General features: G+C 51.9%; 26 protein-coding genes and 2 tRNA genes. 4 read left to right on the top strand and 24 right to left on the bottom strand.

Features of this window, described 5'->3' with window-relative positions:
* Nucleotides 1-123: 123 nt before the first annotated feature.
* The 7 genes from DXD02_RS02665 to DXD02_RS02695 form a co-directional block, all read right to left on the bottom strand.
* Complete coding sequence (locus DXD02_RS02665; RefSeq protein ID WP_158580107.1) at nt 124-873, bottom strand: ATP-binding response regulator; 750 nt, start codon at nt 871-873, stop codon at nt 124-126.
* Between the two features lie 185 nt (nt 874-1,058).
* A complete protein-coding gene (locus tag DXD02_RS02670) occupies nt 1,059-1,310 on the bottom strand; it encodes a hypothetical protein (RefSeq protein ID WP_022462118.1) in 252 nt (83 codons plus the stop codon).
* A 12-nt stretch (nt 1,311-1,322) separates the two neighbouring features.
* Complete coding sequence (locus DXD02_RS02675) at nt 1,323-1,904, bottom strand: xanthine phosphoribosyltransferase (RefSeq protein WP_055218716.1); 582 nt, start codon at nt 1,902-1,904, stop codon at nt 1,323-1,325.
* 126 nt (nt 1,905-2,030) lie between these two features.
* Nucleotides 2,031-2,618, bottom strand: a complete 588-nt coding sequence (locus DXD02_RS02680) for a nucleotidyltransferase family protein (RefSeq protein ID WP_117804142.1) — start codon at nt 2,616-2,618, stop codon at nt 2,031-2,033.
* Nucleotides 2,609-4,948: a xanthine dehydrogenase family protein molybdopterin-binding subunit gene (locus tag DXD02_RS02685; protein WP_117804141.1), complete on the bottom strand. Its 2,340-nt coding sequence runs from the start codon at nt 4,946-4,948 to the stop codon at nt 2,609-2,611. The genes DXD02_RS02680 and DXD02_RS02685 overlap by 10 nt, the downstream gene beginning before the upstream one ends.
* Nucleotides 4,945-5,415, bottom strand: a complete 471-nt coding sequence (locus tag DXD02_RS02690) for a (2Fe-2S)-binding protein (protein WP_022462114.1) — start codon at nt 5,413-5,415, stop codon at nt 4,945-4,947. The genes DXD02_RS02685 and DXD02_RS02690 overlap by 4 nt, the downstream gene beginning before the upstream one ends.
* Nucleotides 5,415-6,224 (bottom strand): FAD binding domain-containing protein, encoded by an 810-nt coding sequence (locus DXD02_RS02695; RefSeq protein ID WP_118666350.1) that lies wholly within the window; start codon nt 6,222-6,224, stop codon nt 5,415-5,417. The genes DXD02_RS02690 and DXD02_RS02695 overlap by 1 nt, the downstream gene beginning before the upstream one ends.
* Nucleotides 6,225-6,404: 180 nt before the next feature.
* Between DXD02_RS02695 and DXD02_RS02700 the strand changes: the two genes are divergently transcribed.
* Both DXD02_RS02700 and DXD02_RS02705 read left to right on the top strand, forming a co-directional pair.
* Nucleotides 6,405-6,486: transfer RNA gene (locus tag DXD02_RS02700), tRNA-Tyr, on the top strand.
* A gap of 3 nt (nt 6,487-6,489) precedes the next feature.
* Nucleotides 6,490-6,575 (top strand) — tRNA-Leu (locus DXD02_RS02705).
* Between the two features lie 126 nt (nt 6,576-6,701).
* On the opposite strand, the gene DXD02_RS02710 is transcribed toward DXD02_RS02705, so the two are convergent.
* From DXD02_RS02710 to DXD02_RS02760, 11 genes are all read right to left on the bottom strand, one after another.
* A complete protein-coding gene (locus DXD02_RS02710; protein ID WP_118666351.1) occupies nt 6,702-8,792 on the bottom strand; it encodes a glycoside hydrolase family 13 protein in 2,091 nt (696 codons plus the stop codon).
* Nucleotides 8,793-9,210: 418 nt separating this feature from the next.
* Nucleotides 9,211-11,073: an ATP-dependent zinc metalloprotease FtsH gene (ftsH, locus tag DXD02_RS02715; protein ID WP_118666352.1), complete on the bottom strand. Its 1,863-nt coding sequence runs from the start codon at nt 11,071-11,073 to the stop codon at nt 9,211-9,213.
* A 9-nt stretch (nt 11,074-11,082) separates the two neighbouring features.
* A complete protein-coding gene (hpt, locus tag DXD02_RS02720) occupies nt 11,083-11,619 on the bottom strand; it encodes a hypoxanthine phosphoribosyltransferase (RefSeq protein ID WP_117801456.1) in 537 nt (178 codons plus the stop codon).
* A complete protein-coding gene (tilS, locus tag DXD02_RS02725; RefSeq protein WP_118666353.1) occupies nt 11,616-13,037 on the bottom strand; it encodes a tRNA lysidine(34) synthetase TilS in 1,422 nt (473 codons plus the stop codon). The genes hpt and tilS overlap by 4 nt, the downstream gene beginning before the upstream one ends.
* A gap of 15 nt (nt 13,038-13,052) precedes the next feature.
* Nucleotides 13,053-14,534: a SpoIIE family protein phosphatase gene (locus DXD02_RS02730; RefSeq protein WP_055218705.1), complete on the bottom strand. Its 1,482-nt coding sequence runs from the start codon at nt 14,532-14,534 to the stop codon at nt 13,053-13,055.
* Between the two features lie 74 nt (nt 14,535-14,608).
* Nucleotides 14,609-14,938 (bottom strand): FtsB family cell division protein, encoded by a 330-nt coding sequence (locus DXD02_RS02735; RefSeq protein WP_022462107.1) that lies wholly within the window; start codon nt 14,936-14,938, stop codon nt 14,609-14,611.
* Nucleotides 14,939-15,038: 100 nt separating this feature from the next.
* Nucleotides 15,039-15,446, bottom strand: a complete 408-nt coding sequence (gene yabQ / locus DXD02_RS02740) for a spore cortex biosynthesis protein YabQ (RefSeq protein ID WP_117509465.1) — start codon at nt 15,444-15,446, stop codon at nt 15,039-15,041.
* A 2-nt stretch (nt 15,447-15,448) separates the two neighbouring features.
* The gene (gene yabP / locus DXD02_RS02745; protein WP_330410109.1) at nt 15,449-15,727 is read right to left on the bottom strand and encodes a sporulation protein YabP; all 279 of its coding nucleotides are present in this window, start codon (nt 15,725-15,727) and stop codon (nt 15,449-15,451) included.
* 87 nt (nt 15,728-15,814) lie between these two features.
* On the bottom strand, nt 15,815-16,054 hold the full coding sequence (locus DXD02_RS02750; protein WP_022462104.1) for an RNA-binding S4 domain-containing protein: 240 nt from the start codon (nt 16,052-16,054) through the stop codon (nt 15,815-15,817).
* 10 nt (nt 16,055-16,064) lie between these two features.
* Nucleotides 16,065-16,337 carry an HU family DNA-binding protein gene (locus DXD02_RS02755; protein ID WP_022462103.1) on the bottom strand — a complete coding sequence of 91 codons (273 nt, stop codon included), beginning with the start codon at nt 16,335-16,337 and terminating at the stop codon, nt 16,065-16,067.
* 241 nt (nt 16,338-16,578) lie between these two features.
* Nucleotides 16,579-17,556, bottom strand: coding sequence for a phosphotransferase (locus DXD02_RS02760; RefSeq protein WP_117509466.1), 978 nt, complete (start codon nt 17,554-17,556; stop codon nt 16,579-16,581).
* Nucleotides 17,557-17,804: 248 nt separating this feature from the next.
* Between DXD02_RS02760 and DXD02_RS02765 the strand changes: the two genes are divergently transcribed.
* The gene (locus tag DXD02_RS02765) at nt 17,805-19,670 is read left to right on the top strand and encodes a beta-N-acetylhexosaminidase (RefSeq protein ID WP_118666354.1); all 1,866 of its coding nucleotides are present in this window, start codon (nt 17,805-17,807) and stop codon (nt 19,668-19,670) included.
* Between the two features lie 72 nt (nt 19,671-19,742).
* Here DXD02_RS02765 and DXD02_RS02770 read toward each other — a convergent pair whose 3' ends face one another.
* Complete coding sequence (locus DXD02_RS02770; protein ID WP_117801461.1) at nt 19,743-21,071, bottom strand: CCA tRNA nucleotidyltransferase; 1,329 nt, start codon at nt 21,069-21,071, stop codon at nt 19,743-19,745.
* Nucleotides 21,072-21,212: 141 nt separating this feature from the next.
* On the opposite strand from DXD02_RS02770, the gene DXD02_RS02775 reads away from it, so the two are divergent.
* Nucleotides 21,213-22,622, top strand: a complete 1,410-nt coding sequence (locus DXD02_RS02775) for an AI-2E family transporter (protein WP_158580108.1) — start codon at nt 21,213-21,215, stop codon at nt 22,620-22,622.
* A gap of 75 nt (nt 22,623-22,697) precedes the next feature.
* Here DXD02_RS02775 and DXD02_RS02780 read toward each other — a convergent pair whose 3' ends face one another.
* From DXD02_RS02780 to DXD02_RS02800, 5 genes are all read right to left on the bottom strand, one after another.
* Entirely contained in the window at nt 22,698-23,084 is a 387-nt protein-coding gene (locus DXD02_RS02780) for a glycoside hydrolase family 30 beta sandwich domain-containing protein (RefSeq protein WP_117813681.1), read from the bottom strand.
* A gap of 94 nt (nt 23,085-23,178) precedes the next feature.
* Nucleotides 23,179-23,667, bottom strand: a complete 489-nt coding sequence (locus DXD02_RS02785; RefSeq protein ID WP_022462096.1) for a deoxycytidylate deaminase — start codon at nt 23,665-23,667, stop codon at nt 23,179-23,181.
* Between the two features lie 43 nt (nt 23,668-23,710).
* The gene (upp, locus tag DXD02_RS02790; protein ID WP_117509471.1) at nt 23,711-24,340 is read right to left on the bottom strand and encodes a uracil phosphoribosyltransferase; all 630 of its coding nucleotides are present in this window, start codon (nt 24,338-24,340) and stop codon (nt 23,711-23,713) included.
* A 24-nt stretch (nt 24,341-24,364) separates the two neighbouring features.
* On the bottom strand, nt 24,365-24,808 hold the full coding sequence (gene rpiB, locus DXD02_RS02795) for a ribose 5-phosphate isomerase B (protein ID WP_055218692.1): 444 nt from the start codon (nt 24,806-24,808) through the stop codon (nt 24,365-24,367).
* Complete coding sequence (locus DXD02_RS02800; RefSeq protein WP_055218690.1) at nt 24,805-25,263, bottom strand: arsenate reductase/protein-tyrosine-phosphatase family protein; 459 nt, start codon at nt 25,261-25,263, stop codon at nt 24,805-24,807. Before DXD02_RS02800 ends, rpiB begins: the two co-directional genes overlap by 4 nt.
* Nucleotides 25,264-25,265: the final 2 nt, after the last annotated feature.

The raw sequence follows: 25,265 nt of genomic DNA on the forward strand, positions 1-25,265 counted from the left end.
TATATTCCTCCTTTTGTTTTCTGTTGTTTTTTCTCTCATGGAAGCTTTTGATTTCTGCTTTTTTGTGTGTCTGCCTTTCCTGCCCTGCCGTCATTTTTCCGTTTTTCCGGAATTTTGTTTCTTTCATCCTTTTGCCGGAAAGACTGCTTTAAAACAGATGCCATCTCGTGTCCGCTCTGCGGTGATTTTTCCCTTATGTGCCTTTACAATTGCAGCTGCCACGGAAAGGCCGATTCCATAGCCGCCGCTTTCCCTGGCCCGCGACACATCCGCACGATAGAAGCGTTCAAAGAGGCGGTTGAGATCACCTTCCGGCAGGGTATCGCAGGTATTCTGCACCGAAAATTCTGCTTTTTTGCCGTTTTTTCGCCAGAAAATGTGGATTTTTCCACCCTCCGGAGTGTATTTAACGGCGTTATCCACAAGAAGAGAAACGAGCTGGTGGATTCTTGCGGCATCTCCTTCCATATGGAGTTCTTCTGCAATATCGCTCTGCAGCGCGATCTGTTTCGTAACCGCAGGGGCTTCAAAGGACGTTACAGCATCCATGATGGTTTCTGACGCATTCCATGTTTTCAGTTCCAGTTTTCCGCCACCTTCCTCCATTTTTGCAAGCGTCAGAAGCTGTGTTACAAGACTGTTCAGACGCTCAATCTGGTGATGAATGCTCTCCGTCCACTCTCTTAAGACCTCCAGCCCGCTTTTTCCCGGCATCATAATATCCAGGATCATGCCGTCATAGTTTCCGCTCTCTGCCCAGTCCGCAGCATCAATTCCATTATAAACAACATCTACAGAATAATGGTTATGTGTAAACACTGCTTCCAGCGCGTGCGCCATCTCTTTTTCATCTTCTGCCAGCAGCAGTCTCATATCGGTTCTCCTTATTTTGGTAATTTTCAGGATTCTCCGCCGGCGGCGGGTCGCTTCAGCGACATAATTCCCCCTCCGCCGCAGTGCGATCCTGCCCGGAGGGCTTTTTGAATTTACAGAAAAATTCAAAAACATCCGACCGGCACTTTTGCATGGGTGCTCGCAGCCGGATGTTCGGTTTGCATTCATTTTCTTTTTTTCTCTGCCCGTCTCCGCAGCAGCTCTTTTGCGCCTGCGTACAACAGAAAATATACCGTCAGAATCATGACAACTACAATCCTGTTATCTTTCAGGCTGAAAAAAGAGGTCACATTGACTGCCGCCAGAAACAGCAGCAGTGACACACTGAGATCAATTTTTTCTTTTCTGTCGGCCAGCACCATTCCTGCGGCCGCCAGAACCAGAAGAACGGCAATTCTTGCAATCAGATTTGCCATTTTGACGCCTCCTTACTGTTTCCGGAAGGTAATTTCCCCGGTTTTATCATCCATACCATCGACGATGGCAAGAGATTCCAGATGAATGCCGCGGTCACGCAGCAGTTTTCCTCCGATCTGGAACCCTTTTTCGATGACAACGCCTGCTCCTACGAGCTCTGCACCGGAATCCTGTACCAGGGTTGCCAGTCCTTCCAGCGCTTTTCCGTTTGCCAGGAAATCATCGATCAGGAGAACTTTGTCTCCTTTTCCCAGAAATTCTTTGGAAACAATGATATCATAAACTCTTCCATGGGTGAAAGATTCTACTTTTGTGGTATAAACATCGCCGGCGATATTTTTGGTCTGTGTTTTCTTTGCAAACACAACCGGAACATTAAAAATTTCAGCCACAACACAGGCAATTCCGATTCCAGATGCCTCGATGGTCAGAATTTTCGTGATCTCCTCTCCCGCAAAACGGCGCTGAAACTCTTTTCCGATTTCCCGGAACAGATTGACGTCCATCTGATGATTTAAAAAGCTGTCCACCTTCAGGACATTTCCCTCGCGTACTTTTCCGTCTTTGCGGATTCTGTCTTCCAATAACTGCATTTTTTGAAGCCTCCCGAATTTTTATTATACCCATTGTACTTACTTCTCACTGGAAATGCAAGTCCAAATCCATCAAATTTCGCACTGTCTCAAATTTTATTCATGGCAGCCGCCGGTGTCTCTGCATCAGAGATCCTCTTTTCGATCCAGATCCTTTAATTCCCACGCGGCTTCGACCCGGAACGGAATTACCGATTCCCAGTGCCGTTTCAGCACCTTTTTCCCGCCGCAGTCGCCGGAAAGTTCTTTTAGTTCTGAAAAATAAGGTTTTGAGAACCACGCCGGATTGCCGCTCTCGCCGCCGCAGAAAACGCAGCCAAGTGGAGCCTTCTGCATCTCCATGGATTCCAGAAAGCGCTCCGCCGTCTCTTCCTTCAGGTACGGCTGATCCGCCACAAAACACGCACAGGCATCGGCATTTTGCTTCTCCGCTGCCTCGATTCCCGCGCGGATTGTATAGGAAATTCCTTTTTCGCTGTCCGGCGAAAACATCGTCTGCAGACGCCCGGCTTTTACCAGCGGCGCAAGCTCCTCCAGAATCCTTTCATACTGCGTCACAACCAGCAGTTCCCAGTTCTCATGCCTTCCGGCAATTTGGGCCAGCCGGTCCAGCAGATGGCGATACACCGCCTTTCCATCCAGCGGATAGAGCAGCTTATTTTCCCCGAACCGTCTGCTGTTCCCGGCTGCCAGATAAAGTATCGTTACTCGCATTCTTTTTCCGCAATTCCCATTGCAATCTGCTCGCTCGTGATCGGCAGTTCGCGGAACCACAGACCCGTCGCATTGTAGATTGCATGTGCCAGCGCCGGAGCCGGTGTGTTGATGACGATCTCGCCGATCGATTTTGCACCGAACGGACCGGTCGGCTCGTAGCTGCTCCGAAACTCGACGCGCAGCCTGCCCATATCGAGGCGGGTCGGCACTTTATACTGCATAAACGAATTATTGATCATCTGACCCTTGTCCGTGTACTGGATATTTTCAAACAGCGTCATGCCGATGCCCTGCACCAGACCGCCCTCGACCTGTACGCGCGCAAGGTTCGGGTTGATGACGGTTCCGCAGTCGACAACGGCGGCATAATCGAGAATCTTGACCTCGCCGGTCTCTTTATCCAGCTCGATCTCGACCGCACCAGCCATATAAGGCGGCGGCGATACCGGTGAGCAGTTGCTTTCCGTCGCTTCCAGCGCGATGCCGTTATTGCACATGGCCGCTGTTGCGATTTCTTCCATCGTCATGCTGCTTCCGCTCTTTTCATGCACGACGCCGGTACCGGTAAATTCTGTCTCATCTTCCGGCACGTTCATCCGCTCTGCCGCCAGGGCACAGATTCGTTTCCGAAGCGTCATGCAGGCTTTTTCCACCGCTTTTCCGGTAATATACGTCGTACTCGATGCATAGGAACCGGAGTCATACGGGGACGTATCGGTATCTGCGCCGACAACGGTAATGTCATCCACATCACACTCCAGACACTCTGCCGCCATCTGGGACAGAATCGTATCGCAGCCGGTTCCCATATCGGCCGCTGCGATCAGCATCGTATAGCCGCCGTCGTCGTTGACTTTGATCGTTGCCGATCCGACATCGAGATTGGAAATACAGGAACCCTGCATCGCCATCGCAATGCCGACGCTGCGCACCTTTCCATCTCCCATATCACGGCACGGATATTTCTCATCCCAGCCGATCATCTCTTTCGCACGCTCCACGCACTGGTCAAGCGCACAGCTGTTTGCCGTTTCGCCATAGTAAGCCGGCATGAACTGTCCCTCACGGACCATATTCTGCTCCCGGATCCGGATCGGATCGATGCCAAGACGCGCTGCCATCTCACTGACAGCAGATTCTACGGCAAAGATACCCTGCGTCGCACCGTATCCGCGGTAAGCACCGGCTGACATTACGTTGGAATACACAACATCATACGCAAACCGGTAAGCCTCAAGAGATCCATACATCGGAATCGATTTGTGGCCGGAAAGGCCGACCGTTGTCGGTCCATGCTCGCCGTATGCACCCGTGTTGGAAAGTGTATACAGATCGATCGCACGGATTCTTCCATCCTTCATCGCACCGAGGCGGATCGTTACTTCCATCTCATGGCGCGGTGTGGATGCTGTCTGGGACTCTTCTCTCGTAAAGATCATTTTCGACGGTTTTCCGGTTTTCCAGGTTACAAACGCCGGGAAAATTTCGGCAACCACCGTCTGCTTCGCTCCGAATCCGCCGCCGATTCTCGGCTTGGAAACACGGATCTTCGATTTCGGAATGCCGAGTGCATTGGACAGAATGCGGCGCGCATGGTAAACGATCTGGGTCGAGCTCAGCACATTCAGCCGTCCGTAGGTATCCATAAAGCAGTATGTCCGGAACGTCTCCATCATCGCCTGCTGGGCTGCGCGTACATGATACGTATGCTCTACGACCTCATCGCACTCTGCGAGCACGGCTTCCACATCTCCGTTGTGATCTTCCGCACTTGCACAGAGATTTCTCTGATTGTCCGCACCGACCGGACAGAGCGATTTCCAGCTTTCCTCCGGATGCACCAGCAGTTCATTATCCTTGGACTGATGAAAATCCAGAATGGCCGGAAGCACTTCGTACTCTACTTTCAGGAGCTTCCGCGCACGGTCCACGCATTTTTCATCTTTTCCGGCAATAATCGCCACCGGATCTCCCACGTAGCGCACATGCTGATCGAGGATCAGACGGTCATACGGGCTTGGTTCCGGGTAGGTCTGTCCTGCCATTGTAAAACGCTGTTTCGGCACATCCTCCCAGGTATAAATCGCCTCAATGCCCGGAACACGCTCTGCTGCCGTCTTTTTCACGGATTTTACGATTGCATTGGCATGCGGACTCCGCAGTACCTTGACAATCAGACAATCCTTCGGCGCCAGATCATCTACATAAACCGGCTTTCCGGTTACCAGCGCGAGGGCATCCTTTTTGATCACCGGCTTATTCACACTGCAGAGCTGATCGGTTCTTCCCGACCAATCCGGTTCATAGATATGATTTTCTCTGCTCATGACGCACCTCCCTGCTGCTTTTTCCAGGCAAGGAAATTCAAAATTCCCCGAAGCTGTCCTTCATATCCGGAACAGCGGCAGAGATTTCCCGCCAGATATTCTTTAATTTCTTCCTCACTCGGATCCGGATTTTCCCGGAACAGCGCAATCGCGTTCATAATCATCCCCGGGTTGCAGAACCCGCACTGCTCGGCGCCCTGTCCGGCAATAAAGGAACCAAATTCTTCTGCTTCCTCCTGCAGGCCTTCCAGCGTATCCACCTTACATCCATTCGCCCGCGCCGCAAGCACCGAACACGACAGCACCGGTTTTCCCTCCAGAAAAACCGTACACAGCCCGCAGTTCGACGTCTCACAGCCGCGCTTCACACTGTAGCATCCCTGGCTTCTCACAAAATCGATCAGGAGCATGTCTGCATCGATCTCCGCTTCCGTCTTCTTTCCATTTAAGATCATCGAAATCTTCATCACTGCTCCTCCTTCTTCTGAATTTCTTCCATACATCTGCGCAGCAGCACCCGTCCCAGATGATGACGATACTCTGCACTTCCGCGCATATTACTGCCATACGTAAACTGATCAGAAATCTCCGAAGCCGCTGCCTTCAGCTCCTCCGCAGATGCCTTTCCAGCCGCCAGCTTTTCCGCCAGCTCCGCCGGAAGCTCTACACGTGCCGCCTTCACCGGTCTTGCCCCAAGCACCACACATCCTTTTCCGTCTTCCACCCGCACCGCACACGTCAGCACCGGGAAATCCGTTCTGGAATTTCGATGACTCTGATAAACCGTAACACCCTCATGCTTCTTCACAATCAGCCTCACCAGCACATCCCTGTCTCTCTTTGAACAGGCAAACTCCGCCAGCGGCATCCGTCCCGCATGAACCAGCTCCACCTCCGTATCCAGCGCCAGAAACAGCGTCAGCACATCCGAAAATCCAAATCTGCCGAAAATACTGCCTCCCACCGTAGCCAGATTCCGGAACTGCACCCCGACAATACTCCGCACACTCTCCCGTGCCGCACCGTCGGTATAAGCATTCAGCCCCTCATGCTCCTCCAGCTGCCGCAGCGTCACCATACATCCAATCGAAAACTCCTCCTCGGACTCTTCAATCTGATCCAGTCCCAGCCCGGACAAATCAATCGCCGTCTGCACCTGCCTCTGCCCCATCTTCGTCCAGAGCATCCCGCCCAGGATACAGGCGCTTCTCTTCTGATTCAGCTCATACGCCTCCTCCAGCGACCCCACCCGGACATAATCCTTAATCTTAATCATACTTACCCTATATCCTCCATTTTTACTCAATATAGAAGCCCATATATTTGATATTATACCCGACCTGCTCCCCCCTTTCAACTTTTTTCTATTTTTTTCAAAAAAACCCTTGCATTTTCCCTCCACATCCAGTATAATCATTCAATGTCGGAAGTCATTCTGACACAAAACAAAATACATGGACGGATTCCCGAGTGGCCAAAGGGGACAGACTGTAAATCTGCTGCAAATTGCTTCGATGGTTCGAATCCATCTCCGTCCATATGCCGCAGTGGCGGAACTGGCAGACGCCCGGGACTTAAAATCCCGTGGGTAGTGATACCCGTACCGGTTCGATCCCGGTTTGCGGCACGATTAAGAGCTCTGATTCATACGAATCGGAGCTCTTTTTCCATTTCTATTTTTCAACCTCCCGTCCCCACTACCAGCCTCGCCGCCGCCCGTTCAGTCTTGCGTGATGCGGCGGCGAGGCGTCCGTCACTCCTCGCATCTATGCAGTACCACTCCCGATAACGGCAGCAAATCCATCTCCAGTATGCCCGCCGGTGCCTCGATTTCTTTCTCCTCCGAAGAAAATCCCACCGCATCCGTCGCAAACACCTGCGTCAGCTTCGCCACCGAACTCCGGTTAATCCCGGTAAGCCACACCGGAATCTCCACATGCACCCTCTCATTCCGGTTATTAATCACCACAATTACCTGCTCCTCCTGATTAAACCGTCCATAAGAAAGCACATTATAATCATGGTACAAAAATTTCAGCGATCCCATCGCCAGCACCGGAAATCTCCGATGCACCGCAATCATTTCTTTATAGAATCGGATCAGCTCCTGATCCTCCTGTCCCCAGGGATACGTCCTCCGGTTATCCGGATCCGTAAACCCAACCTGGCCGGCCTCATCCCCATAATACAGCGTCGGCGCCCCCGGCCACGTCATCTGAATCACAACCGCCTCGCGCAGCACCGCCTTATTCGTATTCTCCGCAGCCGCATACGGCCCAACATTCGCCACACGCCCCACACGATGATTCGTTCTCGTGAGGAACCGTGAATGATCATGATTATCCAGCTCATTCATCGCCGTATACAGCGAAGGCGCATAAAACGCCGGCATATGATACGTCATCGCCCCGATAAAACTCTCACTGTTTCCGAGAAGCCCCTGGTTAAACTCATCACTGTGCTTCTCCATACCCGTGAGGAACCAGGAAACCGGCTCCATAAACGCATCATAGTTCATCACCGTATCCCACTCGTCGCCCTGCAGCCAGCTCATCGCATCGCCGTAGTGCTCCGCCAGAATAATCGCCTCCGGATTCGCCTCCTTCACAACGCGCCGGAACTCCTTCCAGAACTTGTGGTTAAACTCCGGGCTGTGTCCTAAGTCAGCGGCCACATCCAGCCGCCAGCCGTCCGCATTAAACGGCGGAGAAACCCACTTCGCGCCGATGCGCATAATATCCTCCATCAGCTTCTCCGAGCCCTCGTAGTTCAGCTTCGGCAGCGTATCATGGCCCCACCAGCCGTCATAAAACTCATTGTACGGCCAGTTATGCTCATTATAAAACTTAAAAAACGTGTGATACGGACTGTCCTGCGCCACATACGCGCCCGGCTCATAGCCCTTTCCGGCCTCGTAAATCCGCTCGCGGTCCAGCCACTTGTTAAACGAACCACAGTGGTTGAAAACGCCGTCCAGAATCACCTTCATGCCGCGCTTGTGCGCCTCCTCCACCAGGTGGATAAACAGTTCATTGCTCGCCTCCAGGTTCGCCTTGTTCGTCACACGGTCAATATACCGCGTTGCCCGCATATTGTCCTTGTCGCCCGGCCAGAGCAGATCGCCTTCGTCGGAGACAATCTTTCCGAAATGCGGATCAATATAGTCATAATCCTGAATATCATACTTATGGTTCGATGGCGAAACAAACACCGGATTCAGATAAATGACCTGCACACCGAGATCCTGCAGATAATTCATCTTGTCAATGACGCCCTGCAGATCGCCGCCGTAGAAATTGCGGACATCCATCTGCTCCGGGAAGCGGTTCCAGTCATCCACCTTGTTGACCTGCTCACCAATGTAGCTGTACTCTCCCGTCAGCACATCGTTGGACGGATCTCCGTTGCAGAAGCGGTCCACAAAAATCTGATACATGACAGCGCCCTTCGCCCAGTCCGGCGTATGGAAGCCCGGGATAATGCCGAAAGAGTACATCTCCTGCAGCTCTCTTGTGACACCGAGCTTGTTGTAATAACAGACCACGCGGCCTGCCTGAATCTCAAAAAAATAGCGGATCGGCTCATTTCCGACCGGAATCTCGATCTCGTAATAATCAAAACCGTTCCGGACCAAACCGACCTGCATCTGTGCACGGGTGGAACCGCTGATGAAATAAACCGCATCTACATTATTTTTCAGGGTACGGAACCGGATCTTCACCGTGTCGCCCGGGTTCGGCTCAAACGGAATCTGATACTGCGGGGATTCATCGCTGTAGAGCGCATGCTTGTTGAACATCGCCCGCATCTGTGACATATACTGCTGCATTCTTGTTTTATCCATGAACTAACGCCTCTGTCTTTCTCAATCATTCATTCCTTATATTTTACCCCACACCGCCATGTAATACAACCTTTTTCTGAACACATGTAACGATTGTGTTTATTGGATTTTTATATAGTAAAAGAGCCAGCGGGGTACGCTGGCTCTTTTGGAGAAGGTATTTCTCTTATGGGGTGTAGCAAAAACTATATAATGTATTGGGGGGTTTTTACAGTTATTATAGTACCATACGTCCCTCGAAAAGTCTGCACAAATCGCGATTTTTTTTCATTTGATTCTTATTCAAAATAACGATGAATTTTTTCGGCGTTTCGGATTTTCTGTTTTAATTTGCACAAACGCCCGTAAAATCACAGAAAAAAACCTGCAAAAAACTTTTTTTGTTCTCTGCAGGTTTTCTATTGCAAATAAAAAGATATCAGATTTCTCCAGAAACTTCCGGTGCTGTTCCTGTCATCTGTGCTTCCTGCTCAAAAATGGCTTCGAATTCAGCACGGCTCAGCTTCTCTTTTTCCATCAGCTGCTTTGCGCACTCATGCAGCACATAGGAATGCTCCAGAATAATCTGTTTCGCCTGATCGTGGCATTTCTCGATCATCTGGCGGACTTCCTCATCGATGGCTGCGGCTACATTCTCGCTGTAGCTCTTCGTATGGCCCCAGTCGCGGCCGATGAAGACCTCATCCGAGTCGGAATCGTAAGCGACAAGACCAAGGTTCTCAGACATACCGTACTTCGTAATCATGGAACGGGCGGTAGCCGTCGCCTGTTTGATATCCTGGGATGCGCCCGTTGTGATATCGTCGAAGATCAACTCCTCTGCCACACGGCCGCCGAGGCATACGGTGATGTACTGCATCATTTTGCCTCTCGTCTGGAACATATCATCGTTCTCCGGCTGCGGCATCGTGTAGCCCGCTGCGCCAGGACCTGTCGGGATAATGGAGATCGTGTAAACCGCCTCCATATCCGGCAGCATATGGAACAGGATCGCATGGCCTGTCTCATGGTATGCGGTGATCCGTTTTTCTTTATCCGAAATGACTTTACTGCGCTTCTCCGCACCGATGCCCACTTTGATGAAAGCAGACTTGATATCGGACTGGCGCACAAATCTTCTGCGGTCCTTTGCCGCCATAATCGCTGCCTCGTTCAGCAGGTTCTCCAGCTCTGCGCCGGTGAAGCCTGCGGTCGTCTGCGCGATCTGTTTCAGATCCACATCCTCGGCCAGCGGTTTGTTCTTTGCATGGACTTTCAGGATTTCCTCACGGCCCATGACATCCGGCGGTCCTACAACCACGCGGCGGTCAAAACGGCCCGGACGGAGAATCGCCGGATCCAGGATATCGACACGGTTCGTCGCTGCCATCACGATGATGCCCTCATTGACGCCGAAACCATCCATCTCAACGAGAAGCTGGTTTAATGTCTGCTCTCTCTCATCGTGGCCGCCGCCCATACCGGTGCCTCTTCGTCTTGCCACGGCGTCGATCTCATCGATGAAGATGATGCACGGCGCATGTTTTTTTCCTTCCTCAAACAGGTCGCGGACACGGGAAGCGCCGACGCCGACGAACATTTCCACGAAATCGGATCCGGAAATGCTGAAGAACGGCACGCCTGCCTCTCCTGCAACAGCTTTCGCCAGAAGGGTTTTACCGGTTCCGGGAGGGCCCACAAGAAGAACTCCTTTCGGGATTCTCGCGCCGACCTGTGTATATTTCTCCGGTGCTTTCAGGAAATCGACCACCTCAACGAGGTCTTCTTTTTCCTCTTTTAAGCCCGCAACATCGCGGAACAGGACTTTTTTGTCTTTGTCGGTGGACATATGGGCGTTGCTTTTTCCAAAATTCATCATTTTGTTTCCGCCGCCTCCACCGCCGCCCATGGAGCGGTTCATCATCGACATGCCGAAAAGAAGGATCATACCGAGCAGCAGGGCCGGCAGGACAGACGTCATGAAAATGCTGTCTCTCTGGACATTCTGTACGGTGTACGTTACATCAGCATCCTCCAGAAGGCTGATAGCTGCGTTTACGTCGGTCACATTGACCGTATAACTGTCACCGCCCTGCTCCCGTACCACAACGGAGCCGGTCGGCACTTCTTTGTTCTGGACAATCTGCGCGGATGTCACTTTGCCGTCTTTTACGGCGGTTTCAAATTTCTGCTGACTTGGGCTGCTGCCTGCGCTGATTTTTCCGGTGATATAGAACATGGCAAGCACGATAATCACCATAAACGCCGCGTAGAGTCCAAATCCACTGCGCTGTCTGTTCATATTTTCTTTTTACTCCTCGTCTTCGTGAAACTCCACTACTCCGATGTATGGAAGATTCCGATATTTCTGTGCGTAATCCAGACCGTAGCCTACGACGAACTCGTCCGGGATATCAAAGCAGGTATAATCTACTTTGACATCGCGCACTCTGCGCTCCGGCTTGTCGAGCAGAGTACACAGGTGTACGGATTTCGGATTTCTCTTTTTCAGGATGTCGATCAGATAGTAAAGCGTTCTTCCGGAATCGATGATATCCTCCACAATCAGAACGTCTTTTCCTTCCAGCGGCTGATCCAGGTCTTTTACAATACGGACAACTCCGCTGGACTTGGTGTCATCGCCGTAACTTGATACGGACATAAAGTCAAGGCTTACCGGCACTGTGATGCGTTTTGCCAGCTCGCACATAAAGAATACGCCGCCTTTTAAAACGCAGATCAGGTGCACTTCTTTTCCTGCGTAATCGCGGTTGATCTGGTCTGCTACTTCTTTAATTCGTCTGTCTACTTCTTCTTCGCTTAATAATACTCTGATTGTCTCTTTCATCTGTTTTCCTCCTTACCAACGCCAATCTGTATCTGCAGAACTGCTTTCGTGTCTTTCCCGACACGGCCGCTCTCTCCTCTGCGATACCCCACGACCCACCAGATCTCCGGTCCGTCGGCGAGCAGCAGAATGGAATCCCGCTCCTCTTTCGGTATCTTGGCATCAATCATATAATCTTTTAGTTTCTTTTTCCCGCCTTTTGCGGTTACTCTCAGATAATCTCCGCTTCTTCTCGTGCGGAGGACAAGACCGTCTTTTATTTTATCACAGTCAAAGCATTTCGTATACTTTTTTTCTTCAATTCTTTCGGGAAAAACCGATGTTTTTTTCACAATCGTGACTGGATTTTCTGCAAATGCGAGACTTTTTCCCTCTTCCCACCCGGCCGGAACCGGAATTGGAACTTCTTCGCCGCTTTTCCTTTTCCGTTCTTCTTTTAAATGCACTCCCTGCTTTTCCAGGCGGAGCGTCTCGTATCCGCGCACGGCGGTGATTCCATACGGCAGGCAGACACTTTTTCCGACCTGCTTTTCAAAAAGTTCCCGCACAGATTCCAGATGCTCCCTGGTAAGATCCTTCCGTTTTCCCGCCAGCTGTTCCAGAACGCGCCGGATCACGTAGCGCTGCAGAAGAGGCGCTTCGCTGCTCACCGCATCACGCAGCACAACCGCATTTTTCTCTGCGGATGCATACCGCTCCATCAGCTGATCCGTCTGCTGCTCCAGATATTCCTCCGTTTCCAGCAGGTCCAGCGATGTCTGTGCCATATGCGCGGCAGTACGCGGATTGACCTCTTCGGTCAGATACGGCAGCACATGGTGGCGGATTCCGTTCCTCGTGTAAGCATCCTCTGCATTCGTGCTGTCCTCACACCAGGAACACTTCCGACTTTCCAGTTCCTGCCGGATCTCTTTTCGTCCGACGCAGAGAAGCGGACGGATCACATTCCCCCGCACGGGGCGTAAGGAGGCAAGTCCGGCCAGCGACGTTCCCCGTGCCAGGTGATGCAGCATCGTCTCCGCAACGTCATCCTGGTGATGGGCGAGCGCAATTTTCACTGCCCCCTGCTCCTTTGCGCACGCTGCAAAAACTTCCTGCCGCGCCGCGCGTCCCGCCTCCTCCGTCGAGAGATGCTTTTCTTTTGCGATCTTCTCCACGGGACAGGAATAGAGATAGAACGGAACATCATATTCCCGGCACAGATTTTCTGCAAATGCCGCATCCCGCCCGGCTTCCGCGCCGCGCAGGTTATGGTTGACGTGGACAGCCAGCAGCGAAAAGCCAAGCGGCTCCTGCAGTTCCCGCAGCAGATGAAACAGGCAGACGGAATCCGCGCCGCCGGAGAGGCCGAGCAGCACGCGTTCGCCTGCCGTTACCATATGATACTGTTCCATAAAGGCTCTTACTTTCTCTTGCATCCTTCGTTTTTACTCCTATTTTTTCCAGATTCTGGCGACCAGAACCGTCATATCATCCCGTGCGCGGCAGCCGCCGAGGCGCAGCACGCGTTCCAAAAGCTCCCGGGCAAATTCCCGCGGCTCGCTGTTTTTCACTTCGAGAAGAAGCTGCTTCATCTGCTCCGTCCTGTCCCCGGGCAGCGCGTCCAGCACTCCGTCCGTCATCATCACAAGGTAATCACCGTCGTACAGCTTTTTCGTTGTGGTATCAAAATCCGTCTGGGAAACGAGACCTGCGGCAAGACTGGTCGACTCCACAACCTCCACCCACGTATCCCGCCTAAGAAACGTCGGCGATGCACCTCCTTTCAAAAAGCTGCAGACGCCTGTGTAGAGATTAATCGAAGCAACATCAAACGTGGAAAACATCCCTTCCTTTGGCTGCAGCAGAAGCATCGAATTGATCATCCGTGCCGCCATGATCCGCGGGAATCCGGCGCGCAGGAACTGTTCAAACAGCTCCACCACCGTCTCGCTCTCCCTGTTTGCCTCGATCCCGGAACCCATGCCGTCCGACAGGCAGAGGACAAACTGGCCGTTTTCGCAGAGCACACTGTAATTGTCCCCGGAGATACTCTCCTGCTCCTTGGTGATGCGTCCCACACCGTAGAGAACCTGGAATTTCACATCCTCCTGAAACAGCACCGTCTGGTATTCTCCGCTTAAGACCTGTGCCCCGTCGCGTACCGCAACCATCGGGATTCCGCACAGGGAACCGATCAGTTCCGCCGTCTGGCGAAGCGTGATCCGGCAGTGACGGCCTGCTTTGACCGTCATATAGATCTGTAAATGCTCTTTCGGCCGCTCCTGGAGCCAGATTTTCTGGACGAAAGCCCCGTTTTTCTTCATCTGGCGGCAGATTTTTTCCGAGAGCTCGTCCGGCAGACTGTTGAGGCTGTACAGATCACACGCGGCGCGGTCCATAATCCCGGCGACTTCACTTAACTGTTCTGCCACCACGCGGCGGCTCTCCGCCACACGCCCCGACCAGAGCGCCGTCTGGCGTTCCTGCTGGTAGCGGTTCCAGAACAGTTCCAGAAAGCGGGAGCCGTTCAGGCAGGAGGCGTTCCATTCGCCTTTTGCACGGCTGATCTCGTCCTCATCCCCGTCGGCGATTGTCTGAAGAAGTTCCTGGCACCGCTCGCGCGTCAGGTTTCCGTACTGCTCCCAGCACCACGACGCCTTCGCACAGCGGCTACAGACTTCCTGCTGTTCTTTTTCCAGAATCTTGTCCACCCGGCCCGTCTCCGGCATCACACTTTTTGACGGCATCTGGTAAAAGCTCTCTGCCAGAACGCGGAACGAATCGGCGTAGTGCTCCATCTGCAGTTTCTGCGGATGATTGTCATAGACGGCCGCTTCCCGGCGGCTTCTTCTGGCTTCCAAAAAAATTTTAGCCATGTCCCCTGCTGACAGCAATGCGCCGATCAGGAACATGGCAATGATCCACTCCGGCATGTTCCGCTCCTCCTCTCTTTGTTCTGGACTTCAAAGGGGACTGCGAAATCATGCCCTTTCTTTATCTGTTTTGTTTATTTCGACTGGGATTCTTTAAATAAAATCTCATTATCCTTTACCATGCCAAGTTTTTCTCTTGCCGTTTTTTCTATGTACTCATCGGTCTGCATGTATTCTTTCAAGGCGGTAATATCATCGGTGCGCTGCTTCTCCTCTTCAATCTGGCTGTCCAGACTGGAAAGACGGGATGCATTTGCATTGACCTTCTGCTGAAGGCTGATTCCCTTTACGGTAAGGACTGCAACCAGGCAGCACAGGACTACGGTAATTGAGAACTCTGTTGTACGGCTCTTCTTTCTGACTTTTTTCTTTCGGCCAGAATTCTTTTCTTCCCTTTCTTTCATTCTTTTCTTTACCCTTGCTTTCTATTTTCCAACCGTCTGCAGCCAAACTATCTGTTGTTTTTCGTCCGCAGACTTGTTTCTTTTGTTCTTACATGTGTAGTTACATCTTACCGTTCTTCCCATGAAATTTCAACCTTTTTCTCCGTTTTTTCATACTTTTTACCAGCCATTTTCCTGGAAAAGCGAGGATTCGCCCTGCTTTTTTGATTCCCTTTGCCAGAAGTTCCGGAAGAAAGCGTCCAAACGATGCGTGGTACAATGCAGCGCCCCCAAGGATGCCGCCAAACAGATACCCGCGGAGAATGCCGCTGTTCTCTCCGTAAATCCGTACAAACAGATACAGCGCTGCCGCAATCCAGTAGCAGAGGTCCTCTGCAGATACCGCCGCATGGCTGTGGCGGATCAGTTTCCGCGCTGTCTTGATCAGATCATACCAGAACCCCAGGACTGCCCCCTGCCAGATGGAACAGGCGAACAGAATCAGCTCCCGGGTGACATACGCACTCATTTTTACCGGAACAGCCGCGCAAGCGCAGACCCCTTCTTCTGCAGCGGCCCATGTTCCGTATAGACCAGGCTGTCGATGCTGCCTTCGATATCCGCCTCTCCCTTTTCCAGCTCCAGGCGGCCCACATGCAGCTCTTTTCCGCGGATGGTAAGAACACCGCAGACGGTCACGAGCAGAACTTCGTTCTCATCAAAGCTTTTCACATCCTGCACGCCGCCAAGAGAAAGTGTTTTCCGCTGTTCCAGCAAAAGGCGGTGCGCCTGTTCGTTCATCTCCCCCATACAAAAAACCTCCATACAATGGTCTATACACCCATTATATGAAGGTTTTCTCTTTTTATTCGCTGCACATGAATCCTGCCGCACTTCTTATAAGTAGCGGTAAAGCTCCTGTGCTTCTTCTTTTTTCACGGTTTCCTGCACATTCAGCACTTCTACCCTGACGGATTTACTTCCGAACTGAATTTCCAGTACATCTCCTGCCTTGACCTGTGCGGATGCTTTTGCCGGTCTGTCGTTGACGAGGACACGGCCTGCATCACAGGCTTCATTGGCTACGGTACGCCGCTTGATCAGTCTTGATACTTTTAAAAATTTATCTAAGCGCATAGATTTTTACTTAGTTCATCATGTCCTTTAAAGCTTTTCCTGCTTTGAATTTCGGAGTTTTGGAAGCTTTGATTTCCATGGTCTCGCCAGTCTGCGGATTTCTTCCTTCTCTTGCTGCTCTTTCGGATACTTCGAAGGTACCAAAGCCTACCAGCTGAACTTTCTCACCTTTCTTTAATTCTTCAGATACTACATCGATAAATGCTTTTAAAGCAGCCTCTGCATCTTTTTTGGATAAATTTGTCTGCTCAGCCATAGCTGCAACTAATTCTGTTTTGTTCATGAGTTTTACTCCTCCTGTATCTTACATTTGTTTTTTACATGGTACGCGGGCCCGCTGATACACACGACCTGCCCTGCCGGCTGTTTTTCTTCCGGATGATCAGTCTGTTACGTTGACCGGCTTTTTCGCGTAGCTGTATATATTTATATACTAATGCGTCTCTCTTGTCAAGAAAAAAGTCCCCCATACCAGCGGTTTTATGGCGATTTCTGCCCAAAACAGACTCTTTTCCACCGCACGGTTAAAAGAAGGATCCCTTAACAAACCGCAACCAGTCTGCCTGCTGCGCATTGAGTGTTTTTAGTTTCTCCGTATTCCGCCCGGATATCCACGATTTTCTGCTTCCGTAGTAGCGGTTTGCCAGTTTCCAGTATTTCCACGGATAGGAAAGATAGAGGCGGAGTGTCTCGATTTCCCCCTCATCGAGCGGCCGTCTGGCGCTGTAGGCGTTTAAGATCCGTTCTGCCGCGCGCTCGCTCCAGCCGTGTTTTTCCAGAATTTTCCGCATAAAATAGCCAAGATCTGCCACCTGGAGATCGAAGTTCCACTTGTCGAAATTGACCGCCGTTTCGCCTCTGCCGTTTTCCAGCAGAATATTGTGCTGGCTGAATTCCCCGTGGCAGACGGCGCCTTCTTCGTCCGCCCGCTGCCGCAGTTTTTCATAGGAAGAAGCTTTCATTTCCGCGGCCGCCCGCTCTCCCTGTTCCAGATACGGACCGGCGCTTGCCAGCAGCAGTTTTTCAAACTCATTTTTCTTCTTTTTTGTCTGCAAATACTTTCGGATCTTTCGAATTTCCACATTGTGGCGGATGCACTCCTCCACGATGGATTCCCTCCGGTATTCCATTTTCACCGGCAGATGAGCTGCCGTATGTAGCCGCGCCAGCGCGTCCGAGGCGCGGATAAGATCCTCACTGTTTCCCGTCTCACATTCCCGGCCCGGGTACCAGTTCCGCACAATGTACGTTCCTCCGTCGTCCCCGCGCGTTGCAAGCGCTCCCTCTTCGTTCCGCAGAATCTGATCGCACCGCAGGAGCCCCGACTCCGTGATGCGGCACTGTAGAAGATACCGCTGCTCCAGTTTTTCTGCCGCCGTCCCGAACTCGCTGATCAGCTTATCCCCCTGTTCGGTGTGGCACAATAAAGCGCCCCGCACCCGCATTGTGCCGGAAGCCGTAAGACCGTAATGGGACAGCACACTCAATCCATAATCATACAAGAGCCTGACTCCTTTCCCTGTTGTGATCGTTTTTGGGGTCACGATTCAATGTATGCGTATCCGCCCTGTGCCATGCATACTGGTTTCTGTTTTTTCTTTCATCCCAAAAGCAATGTTGAAAGTGTTTTCTTTTTCTCTTATTTTATTGTTTTTAATTTCACCGCATGGTAAAATATTCCAAACTTGACAGGATGAAAAACACCTGTTATGGGGTTCTCTAAAATCATTTTATTTTAAGGAGGGTTTTTATGATTTTCTTACCACAGCCATCTTCCCTTTCCTACGGAGAGGGCACCTTTACAATTCACTATGACAGCCGCATTTTTCTCGATTCCGAGAGCCCGGCTGAGCTTTTTTCTGCAGCACAGCTTCTGCAGCAGGAGATTGAGACACAGACGGGATTCCGTCCTGCCATCTGCCGCCGTCATCAGCCGGTGGGATCACACCTGATCTATCTGACTGCCTCTCCGGAATTATCCCGTGAGGCTTATACCCTCGCTGTCACACCGGAAAACATCACGATCTGCGGATCTCTGGAAAGCGGCGTTCTCTACGGCGTGCAGACACTCCGTCAGATGATCCGCCAGGCAGGTGCTGTTCTTCCAACCGTCCTGATCTCCGACAAACCGGCCATGGAAAACCGCGGCTTCTACCACGATGCGACCCGCGGACGTGTTCCGACGCTTTCCTATCTGAAACAGCTTGCCGCCACCTTGAGCTTCTATAAAATCAATCAGCTTCAGCTCTACATCGAGCACAGCTATCTCTTCGACGATCTGACCGAGATGTGGCGCGACGATACGCCGCTCACTGCAGAGGACATCCTCGAGCTGGACCGCTACTGCAAGGGACTTGGCATTGATCTCGTTCCGTCGCTTGCAAGCTTCGGCCATCTGTACAAGCTGCTCTGCACGAAATCGTATGCACATCTGTGCGAACTGGAAGGCTCTGCTTCGGCTCCGTTCTCCTTCTATGACCGCCAGGCGCACCATACGCTCGATATCACAAACCCGGAGAGCCTCTCCCTTGCCAAACACATTCTTTCCGAATATATGCAGCTCTTCTCCTCGAAGTATTTCAATCTCTGCGCGGATGAAACGTTTGACCTTGGAAAAGGGGCTTCCCGCGCACTCGCCGAGGAAAAGGGAACCACCGTCATCTACACCGAGTTTGTGACAGAGCTTGCCAACTATATCACTGAATCCGGCCGCACGCCGATGTTCTGGAGTGATGTCATCAGCCAGGAGCCGGAAGTTTATCATCTCCTGCCGAAGAACCTGATCTGCCTCCACTGGGATTATGCGTCAAATGTTTCATCGGAGCGTCTGACCCGCCTTGCCAATTCCGGTGCCGAGCATCTGTATGTGTGCCCGGGCGTACAGGGATGGAACCAGCTCATCAACAAGTATCATGAGGCGTATGAAAACATTTCCAGAATGGCGCGCTACGGCCACGAATGCCATGCGATGGGACTTCTGAACACTGACTGGGGCGATTACGGCCACATCAATCACCCGGACTTCTCCCGCATCGGCATGATCTACGGCGCGGCGTTCTCCTGGAATGCAGACATTCTGCCGGAGGAGGAAATCAACCGCCAGATTTCCGTGCTGGAATTTGGTGATGCTTCCGGAAAACTCGTTTCCGTGCTCGATCTTCTCTGCCATCAGGATGCGTATCCGTGGCGCACTGCCGTTATGGTACAGGAAGCACTCGAACTGCATCAGGACAAAGAAGAGGCTGCCGAACTGCTCCGCTCCTGCGCGGAAGGCGATGCGGATGCAGCAAATGCTTCAATCGACGCGCTCTGCGCCGTTCTGTACGAGAAAGCCGGCACCGTCCGCCCGGAGAACCGTCCGATGATCTATGCGTACCTGCTCGCCGCAGACGGCCTGAAAGTGCTGAACCGCCTGCTGCCGTTCCTGCGCGCTTCCCTTCTTTCCGAGGGCACTCTGCCGGAGAAAGAAGACTGTTTTGCACTCGCCGGAGATCTCGAACGGTGGCTGCACAGCTATAAAGAGCTGTGGCGCACCGTCTCCAAGGAGAGCGAACTGTACCGCATTGCCCATGTGTTCTGCTGGTATGCGGATCTGCTGCGTGATCTGAACGTATAAAACCAGCAAAAAACAAAAGAGAGCCGGGGACGGATTGTTCTGTCCCCGGCTCTCTTGCTTGCCGTTTTGGCTTTACAGCAGTGTTTTTACGTACTCTGTCAGGTATTCTTTTGTATTCTTCGCCGGATCTTTCATCACTTCTTCCAGCGCCGCGTTCAGGCATTCGCCGATTTTCGGGCCTTTTGGGACACCGAGTTCCATCAGATCTTTGCCGGAAACGGCCAGCATTTTCAACGTAAAGCAGTCGCCGTTATCGAGAATTTCTCTGACGCACTCCCTTACCTTTCCGATCCGTTCCAGGGTTTTCTCCCGCTGGTACAGGCTTTTGGCCATCGTATCGGCTTCCTGCACGATCATCAGTTTTTCGAACAGCTCCGGGCCGAGTTTGTTCAGAATACGGCGGATCACCGGTTTCTCCGGAGCCATGCGGCAGTCATGCCAGCGGATCAATGCTGCGACCTGGCGGATGGTTTCGTTGTCGAATTTCAGACGGCGCAGAATCGCTTTCGCCATTTTCTCCCCCGCCGGTGCGTGGCCTTTAAAATGATCGATGCCGGCCTCATCCGTTGTGCGGCACGCCGGTTTTGCAATGTCGTGGAGCAGCATCGTCCAGCGCAGAATCGGATCTGCCGGAACGTGCTGCAGAGCGGCAATCGTGTGCTCACCAACATTATAACAGTGGTGCGGATTGTTCTGCGGCGTTTTCATCAGTTCATCAAACTCCGGCAGCACAATTTTTGTAATACCCGCCTCATAAACGGCCTCCATGTACTCCGGCCGCTTCGAGATCAGCAGTTTATTCAGTTCCACACGGATCCGCTCGGCGCTGATTTTTTCAAGCGTCGGCGCGAGTGCTATGATGGCATCCAGTGTTGCCGGATCGAGTTTGAAGCCGAGCTGTGCGGAAAAGCGGAGGGCACGCAGGATCCGCAGTGCATCCTCACTGAACCGCTCGGTCGGATTTCCGACACAGCGGATGACTTTGCGCTGTAAATCCCTGATTCCATCGAACAGATCCACAAGCCCCTCTTCGTTGTTGTATGCCATCGCATTGATCGTAAAATCACGGCGGCGCAGATCCTCGGCGAGGCTGGAGGTAAAGACCACTTCTTTCGGATGGCGGCCGTCCTCATACTCTCCGTCGATGCGGTACGTCGTGACCTCGTGCGCGCCGCTTCCGGCCAGAACTGTTACCGTTCCGTGCTCCAGTCCCGTATCCACGGTGCGGTCAAAAATTTCTTTTACCTGCTGTGGGGAAGCAGAGGTTGTAATATCCCAGTCGTCCGGCTCCCGCGCAAGAATCGTATCGCGCACACAGCCTCCGACCGCGTACGCCTCGAAGCCTTTCGCATGCAGGGAATCGATTACCATATTTACGCTTGGCGGCATTTTTATCTTCAAATTTGTTATCTCCTTTTTCTAAATCTGCTTTTCCAGTATAGCAGTTTCCTTTTTTTCCCGCAAGTGTGGTTGCGGTTGTATTTTGGGGATTGCATGTGTATAATAGAGGTTAATAAAATTCGAAAGGGGATTTACATTTTTATGAAACTGGATCGTTACCGAAAATATGTCCGGACCGGCGTTACTGCCTTTCTGGTACTTGCAGCGTCCATGATTTTTTACTACCTGCTCTTCCACCAGACTTCTGTGCGGACCGCCTTTCACAATGTCCTCGACATTCTCTCCCCCCTGATTGCAGCCCTGATTCTCGCCTATGTGATCAGCCCGATCATTAACTTCATAGAACAGCGGATCATCGCCAGACTCTTTGCCCGGCACGGAAAAACACAGTCGGTACGCTGCAAAAAGCTTGTACGGGCGCTTTTGATTCTTCTGACGTACGTCGCCATGCTTTTCGCGCTGTACGGACTCATTGCGACCCTGATCCCGGAGCTGTTCTCAAGTATCACAAACATTGTCTCCAACTTCTCCAACTACGCAAACAACATTCAGGATTTTGCCACAAAAGTGCTGGCGAATTACCCGGAGATGCAGCAAACGGCAGACCAGTACATCTCCATGTTCTCCGCAAAGCTTTCCAACTGGCTGACCAATGACCTGATGCCGATGCTCCGTACGTTCCTTCTGAACCTCTCCGGACAGCTCGTCAACATGGTTACGTTTTTCAAAAACATTCTGCTTGGCGCGATCGTTGCGATCTACATGCTGTACAACAAGGAAAGCTACATTGCCAAGCTGAAAAAAGCAGTCTACGCGCTGCTCGGTCTGGATCACGGAAATGCCGTGATCCGCAACTGCCAGTATGTGAACCAGGAATTCAGCGGATTCCTCGTTGGAAAAGTCATCGATTCGATCATCATCGGTGCCATCTGCTATCTTGTGACGAGCCTGATCGGCACCCCGTACGCACTGCTGGTCAGCGTAATCATCGGTGTGACGAATATCATTCCGTTTTTCGGCCCGTTCCTCGGCGCCGTTCCGTGTCTTCTGCTGATCCTTCTGATCGACCCTCTGCAGGCACTGTATTTCCTGATTTTCGTCGTTCTCCTGCAGCAGTTTGACGGAAACTTCTTAGGACCGAAAATCCTCGGCGAGACGACCGGCGTGTCCAGCTTCCTTATCATCATCTCGATTCTGATCGGAGGCGGCTTCTGGGGTGTCTTTGGCATGATCATCGCCGTTCCGGTCTGTGCCATTATCTGCACGGTCTGCCGCAACTTCGCCAACCGTCGTCTTGAAAAACATCACCTGCCGGATGACGATGCGTTTTACTTCCACATGGACCACATTGATCCGGAAACGAGACAGGCGATCCCATATCAGAAAAAGAAGATCGACGAGGCCGAAGTCTTCCACTTCCCGGGCTACCGGCTGCGCAAAGCGCTGACAAAGCTGGCCACGGAAGAGTCTTCGGTTGATGCGCCGTATACACCGGCAAAGCCTTCGACCGAAGAGAAAAACTCAGATTCTTCCGATTCCGATCAAAAATAAATCGTATCTTACAAAAATGCCTTCTGTGCAGACTGTTTCCATTCTGCACAGAAGGCATTTTTTTATTTTTGCTTTTTATTTCTCGATTACAACCGTGCTGAGTGTCTCTGCCGGAAGATCGACACGCATGATATGTCCGTTGACACGCAGGAAGCAGCCGGAATCCTCTTTTGTGCGGTTCAGCAGGATCACAACGTAGCTTCCGTCCGGATTGACTGCGGCCGTTACATCCAGGTTTGCTCCGTATTTGCTCCAGCCGATGCGTTTTGCACCCGGAGCAATATATTTGGAAATATGGCCGATGTAGTGGTACATGATCGGTTTGCGGTAATGGAAATCATCATCCACAATCAGACCTGAGGTGAATCCCATCGGTACGTGGCGCGGGCCGTCGTCGATGCTGTGAAAAAAGCGGATGCCGATATCCCCGTTTGCCGTAATCCATTCGAAATTGCTCTCCATGGTGCCCTCCCGTTTCTTGTCTTTTCGTGTATACAGACGAAGCGCGTCTGAACTTTCTGTTCGTTCAGGCGCGCTCCTTCTATTATCTTTTCTGCTACAGGGACATGGTAATTTCCCGCCCTGTGCGGTGGTATTTCTGAAAAGTGACTCCGGACGCCTTCATCATCCGTTTCGATGCGATCACGGACGGGGTGTCCGCGTACTTGTCGCAGTCGTAGATCACCGTTTTGATTCCCGCCTGGATAATCGCCTTGCAGCACTCGTTGCATGGGAACAATGTCACATACAGCTTGGCTCCCTCGAGGCTTCCGCCGCGGTAATTCAGGATGGCGTTCAGTTCACTGTGCGTTGTGTAAAGATACTTGTTTTCCAGCGGATTTTCACTTGTCTTTCCCCACGGGAACTCGTCGTCCGAGCAGCCTCTCGGGAAACCGTTGTATCCCATGGACAGAATCTTGTTGTCCTCGCTCACAATGCAGGCTCCCACCTGTGTGTGCGGATCCTTCGAGCGCATACCGGCAAGCTGGGCAACTGCCATGAAATATTCATCCCAGGAAATATAATCCTCTCGTTTATCGCTCATACCCATTTCCCCTGTGTTTTCTTAACGTACTTTGCTTCCGCTCTTATTTCGTACCGAAGATACGGTCTCCGGCATCGCCGAGGCCTGGTACAATGTAGCCGTGCTCGTTCAGATGGTCATCCAGTGCTCCGACGAAAACATCGACATCCGGGTGAATCTCATGCATTTTCTCGATTCCTTCCGGAGATGCGATGATGCACATGAAGTGGATCTTCTTTGCGCCTTTTTCTTTCAGCATGGTGATGGCTGCCGTTGCAGAACCGCCGGTTGCCAGCATCGGGTCGGTTACAAATACTTCACGGCTTGCGATGTCTGACGGAAGTTTGCAGTAATACTCAACCGGTGCCAGGGTTTCCGGATCACGGTACAGACCGATGTGTCCGATTTTTGCTGCCGGAATCATAGCCAGCATACCTTCTACCATACCAAGACCGGCACGGAGGATCGGCACAACTGCCATTTTCTTTCCTTCGAGCTCTTTTACGGTTGTTTTGCAGATCGGGGTTTCAATTTCAACGTCTGTGAGCGGCAGCTCTCTGGTTGCCTCGTAGCACATCAGCATTGCAATTTCGCTGATCATCTCGCGGAACTCCTTGGAGCTTGTGTCTTTCTTTCTGATAATACCGATTTTGTGCTGGATCAGCGGGTGATCCATGATGACTGTTCTTGCCATTTTCCCTTCTCCTTTGTTTAAAATTTATTCATTTTCGCCTTCATGCTCAATCAAATGAATCCGGCGTTCGTGACGCTCTTCTCCGGAAAATGGAGTGTTCAGGAAGGTTTCTACGATTTTGATTGCAAGGCCAGGGCCTACAACGCGTCCTCCCATCGCCAGTACGTTGGCATCGTTGTGCAGGCGGGTTGCCTCTGCGCAGAAGCAGTCGGTGCAGAGTGCTGCACGGATTCCTTCCATTTTGTTTGCCGTGATAGAAATGCCGATTCCGGTTCCGCAGATCAGGATTCCCTTATCACACGTTCCGTTCTGGATCGCATGGCCTACTTTTCTGGCGTAAACCGGATAATCAACTGCCTCGTTGCTGTAGCATCCGAAGTCCTGATATTCCAGTCCCTGTTTGTCCAGATATGCTTTTACCTCCTGCATCAGCTCATATCCGCCGTGGTCGCATCCTAAAGCTATCATTGTTCTTCCTCCTCTTTCAGCCGCGCAAGAACACCTTCAATCAGGAATTCCAGCGCTTCATAACATTTTCCGTATTCGGTAAGCGGTTCCCCGTAAAGGGCGGGGATGTCTCCTGCCAGCCGCAGAAATCCGGCGATCGTCTGCAGATGGGGCGCATCCGGGAAGTCCTCACGGATCTTTTCCCTCTGACTGTCCTCCATCACAAGAAGCAGCGTGTCGTCGTTGATGTCCTCCGCGGTAAGCGGTGTGGTGGTGTGGTCTTTGGCCGAAAGCCCGTTGCGCGCAAGCACTGCCTCTACCTTCTGGTTGACCGGCTGCGGAAACAGAACGACAAGCCCGCGGGAACCAATTTCCATCGGCCACGGAAGCTCTTTGCTCTGCAGAATCGCCTTCGCCATCGGTGCGCGCGCGGTATCGTCCGCGTCCACAAATAAAATCCTGCTGTAATGTTTCACTG

The sequence above is a fragment of the Blautia sp. TF10-30 genome (assembly GCF_003481245.1).
Taxonomy (GTDB): domain Bacteria; phylum Bacillota; class Clostridia; order Lachnospirales; family Lachnospiraceae; genus Fusicatenibacter; species Fusicatenibacter saccharivorans.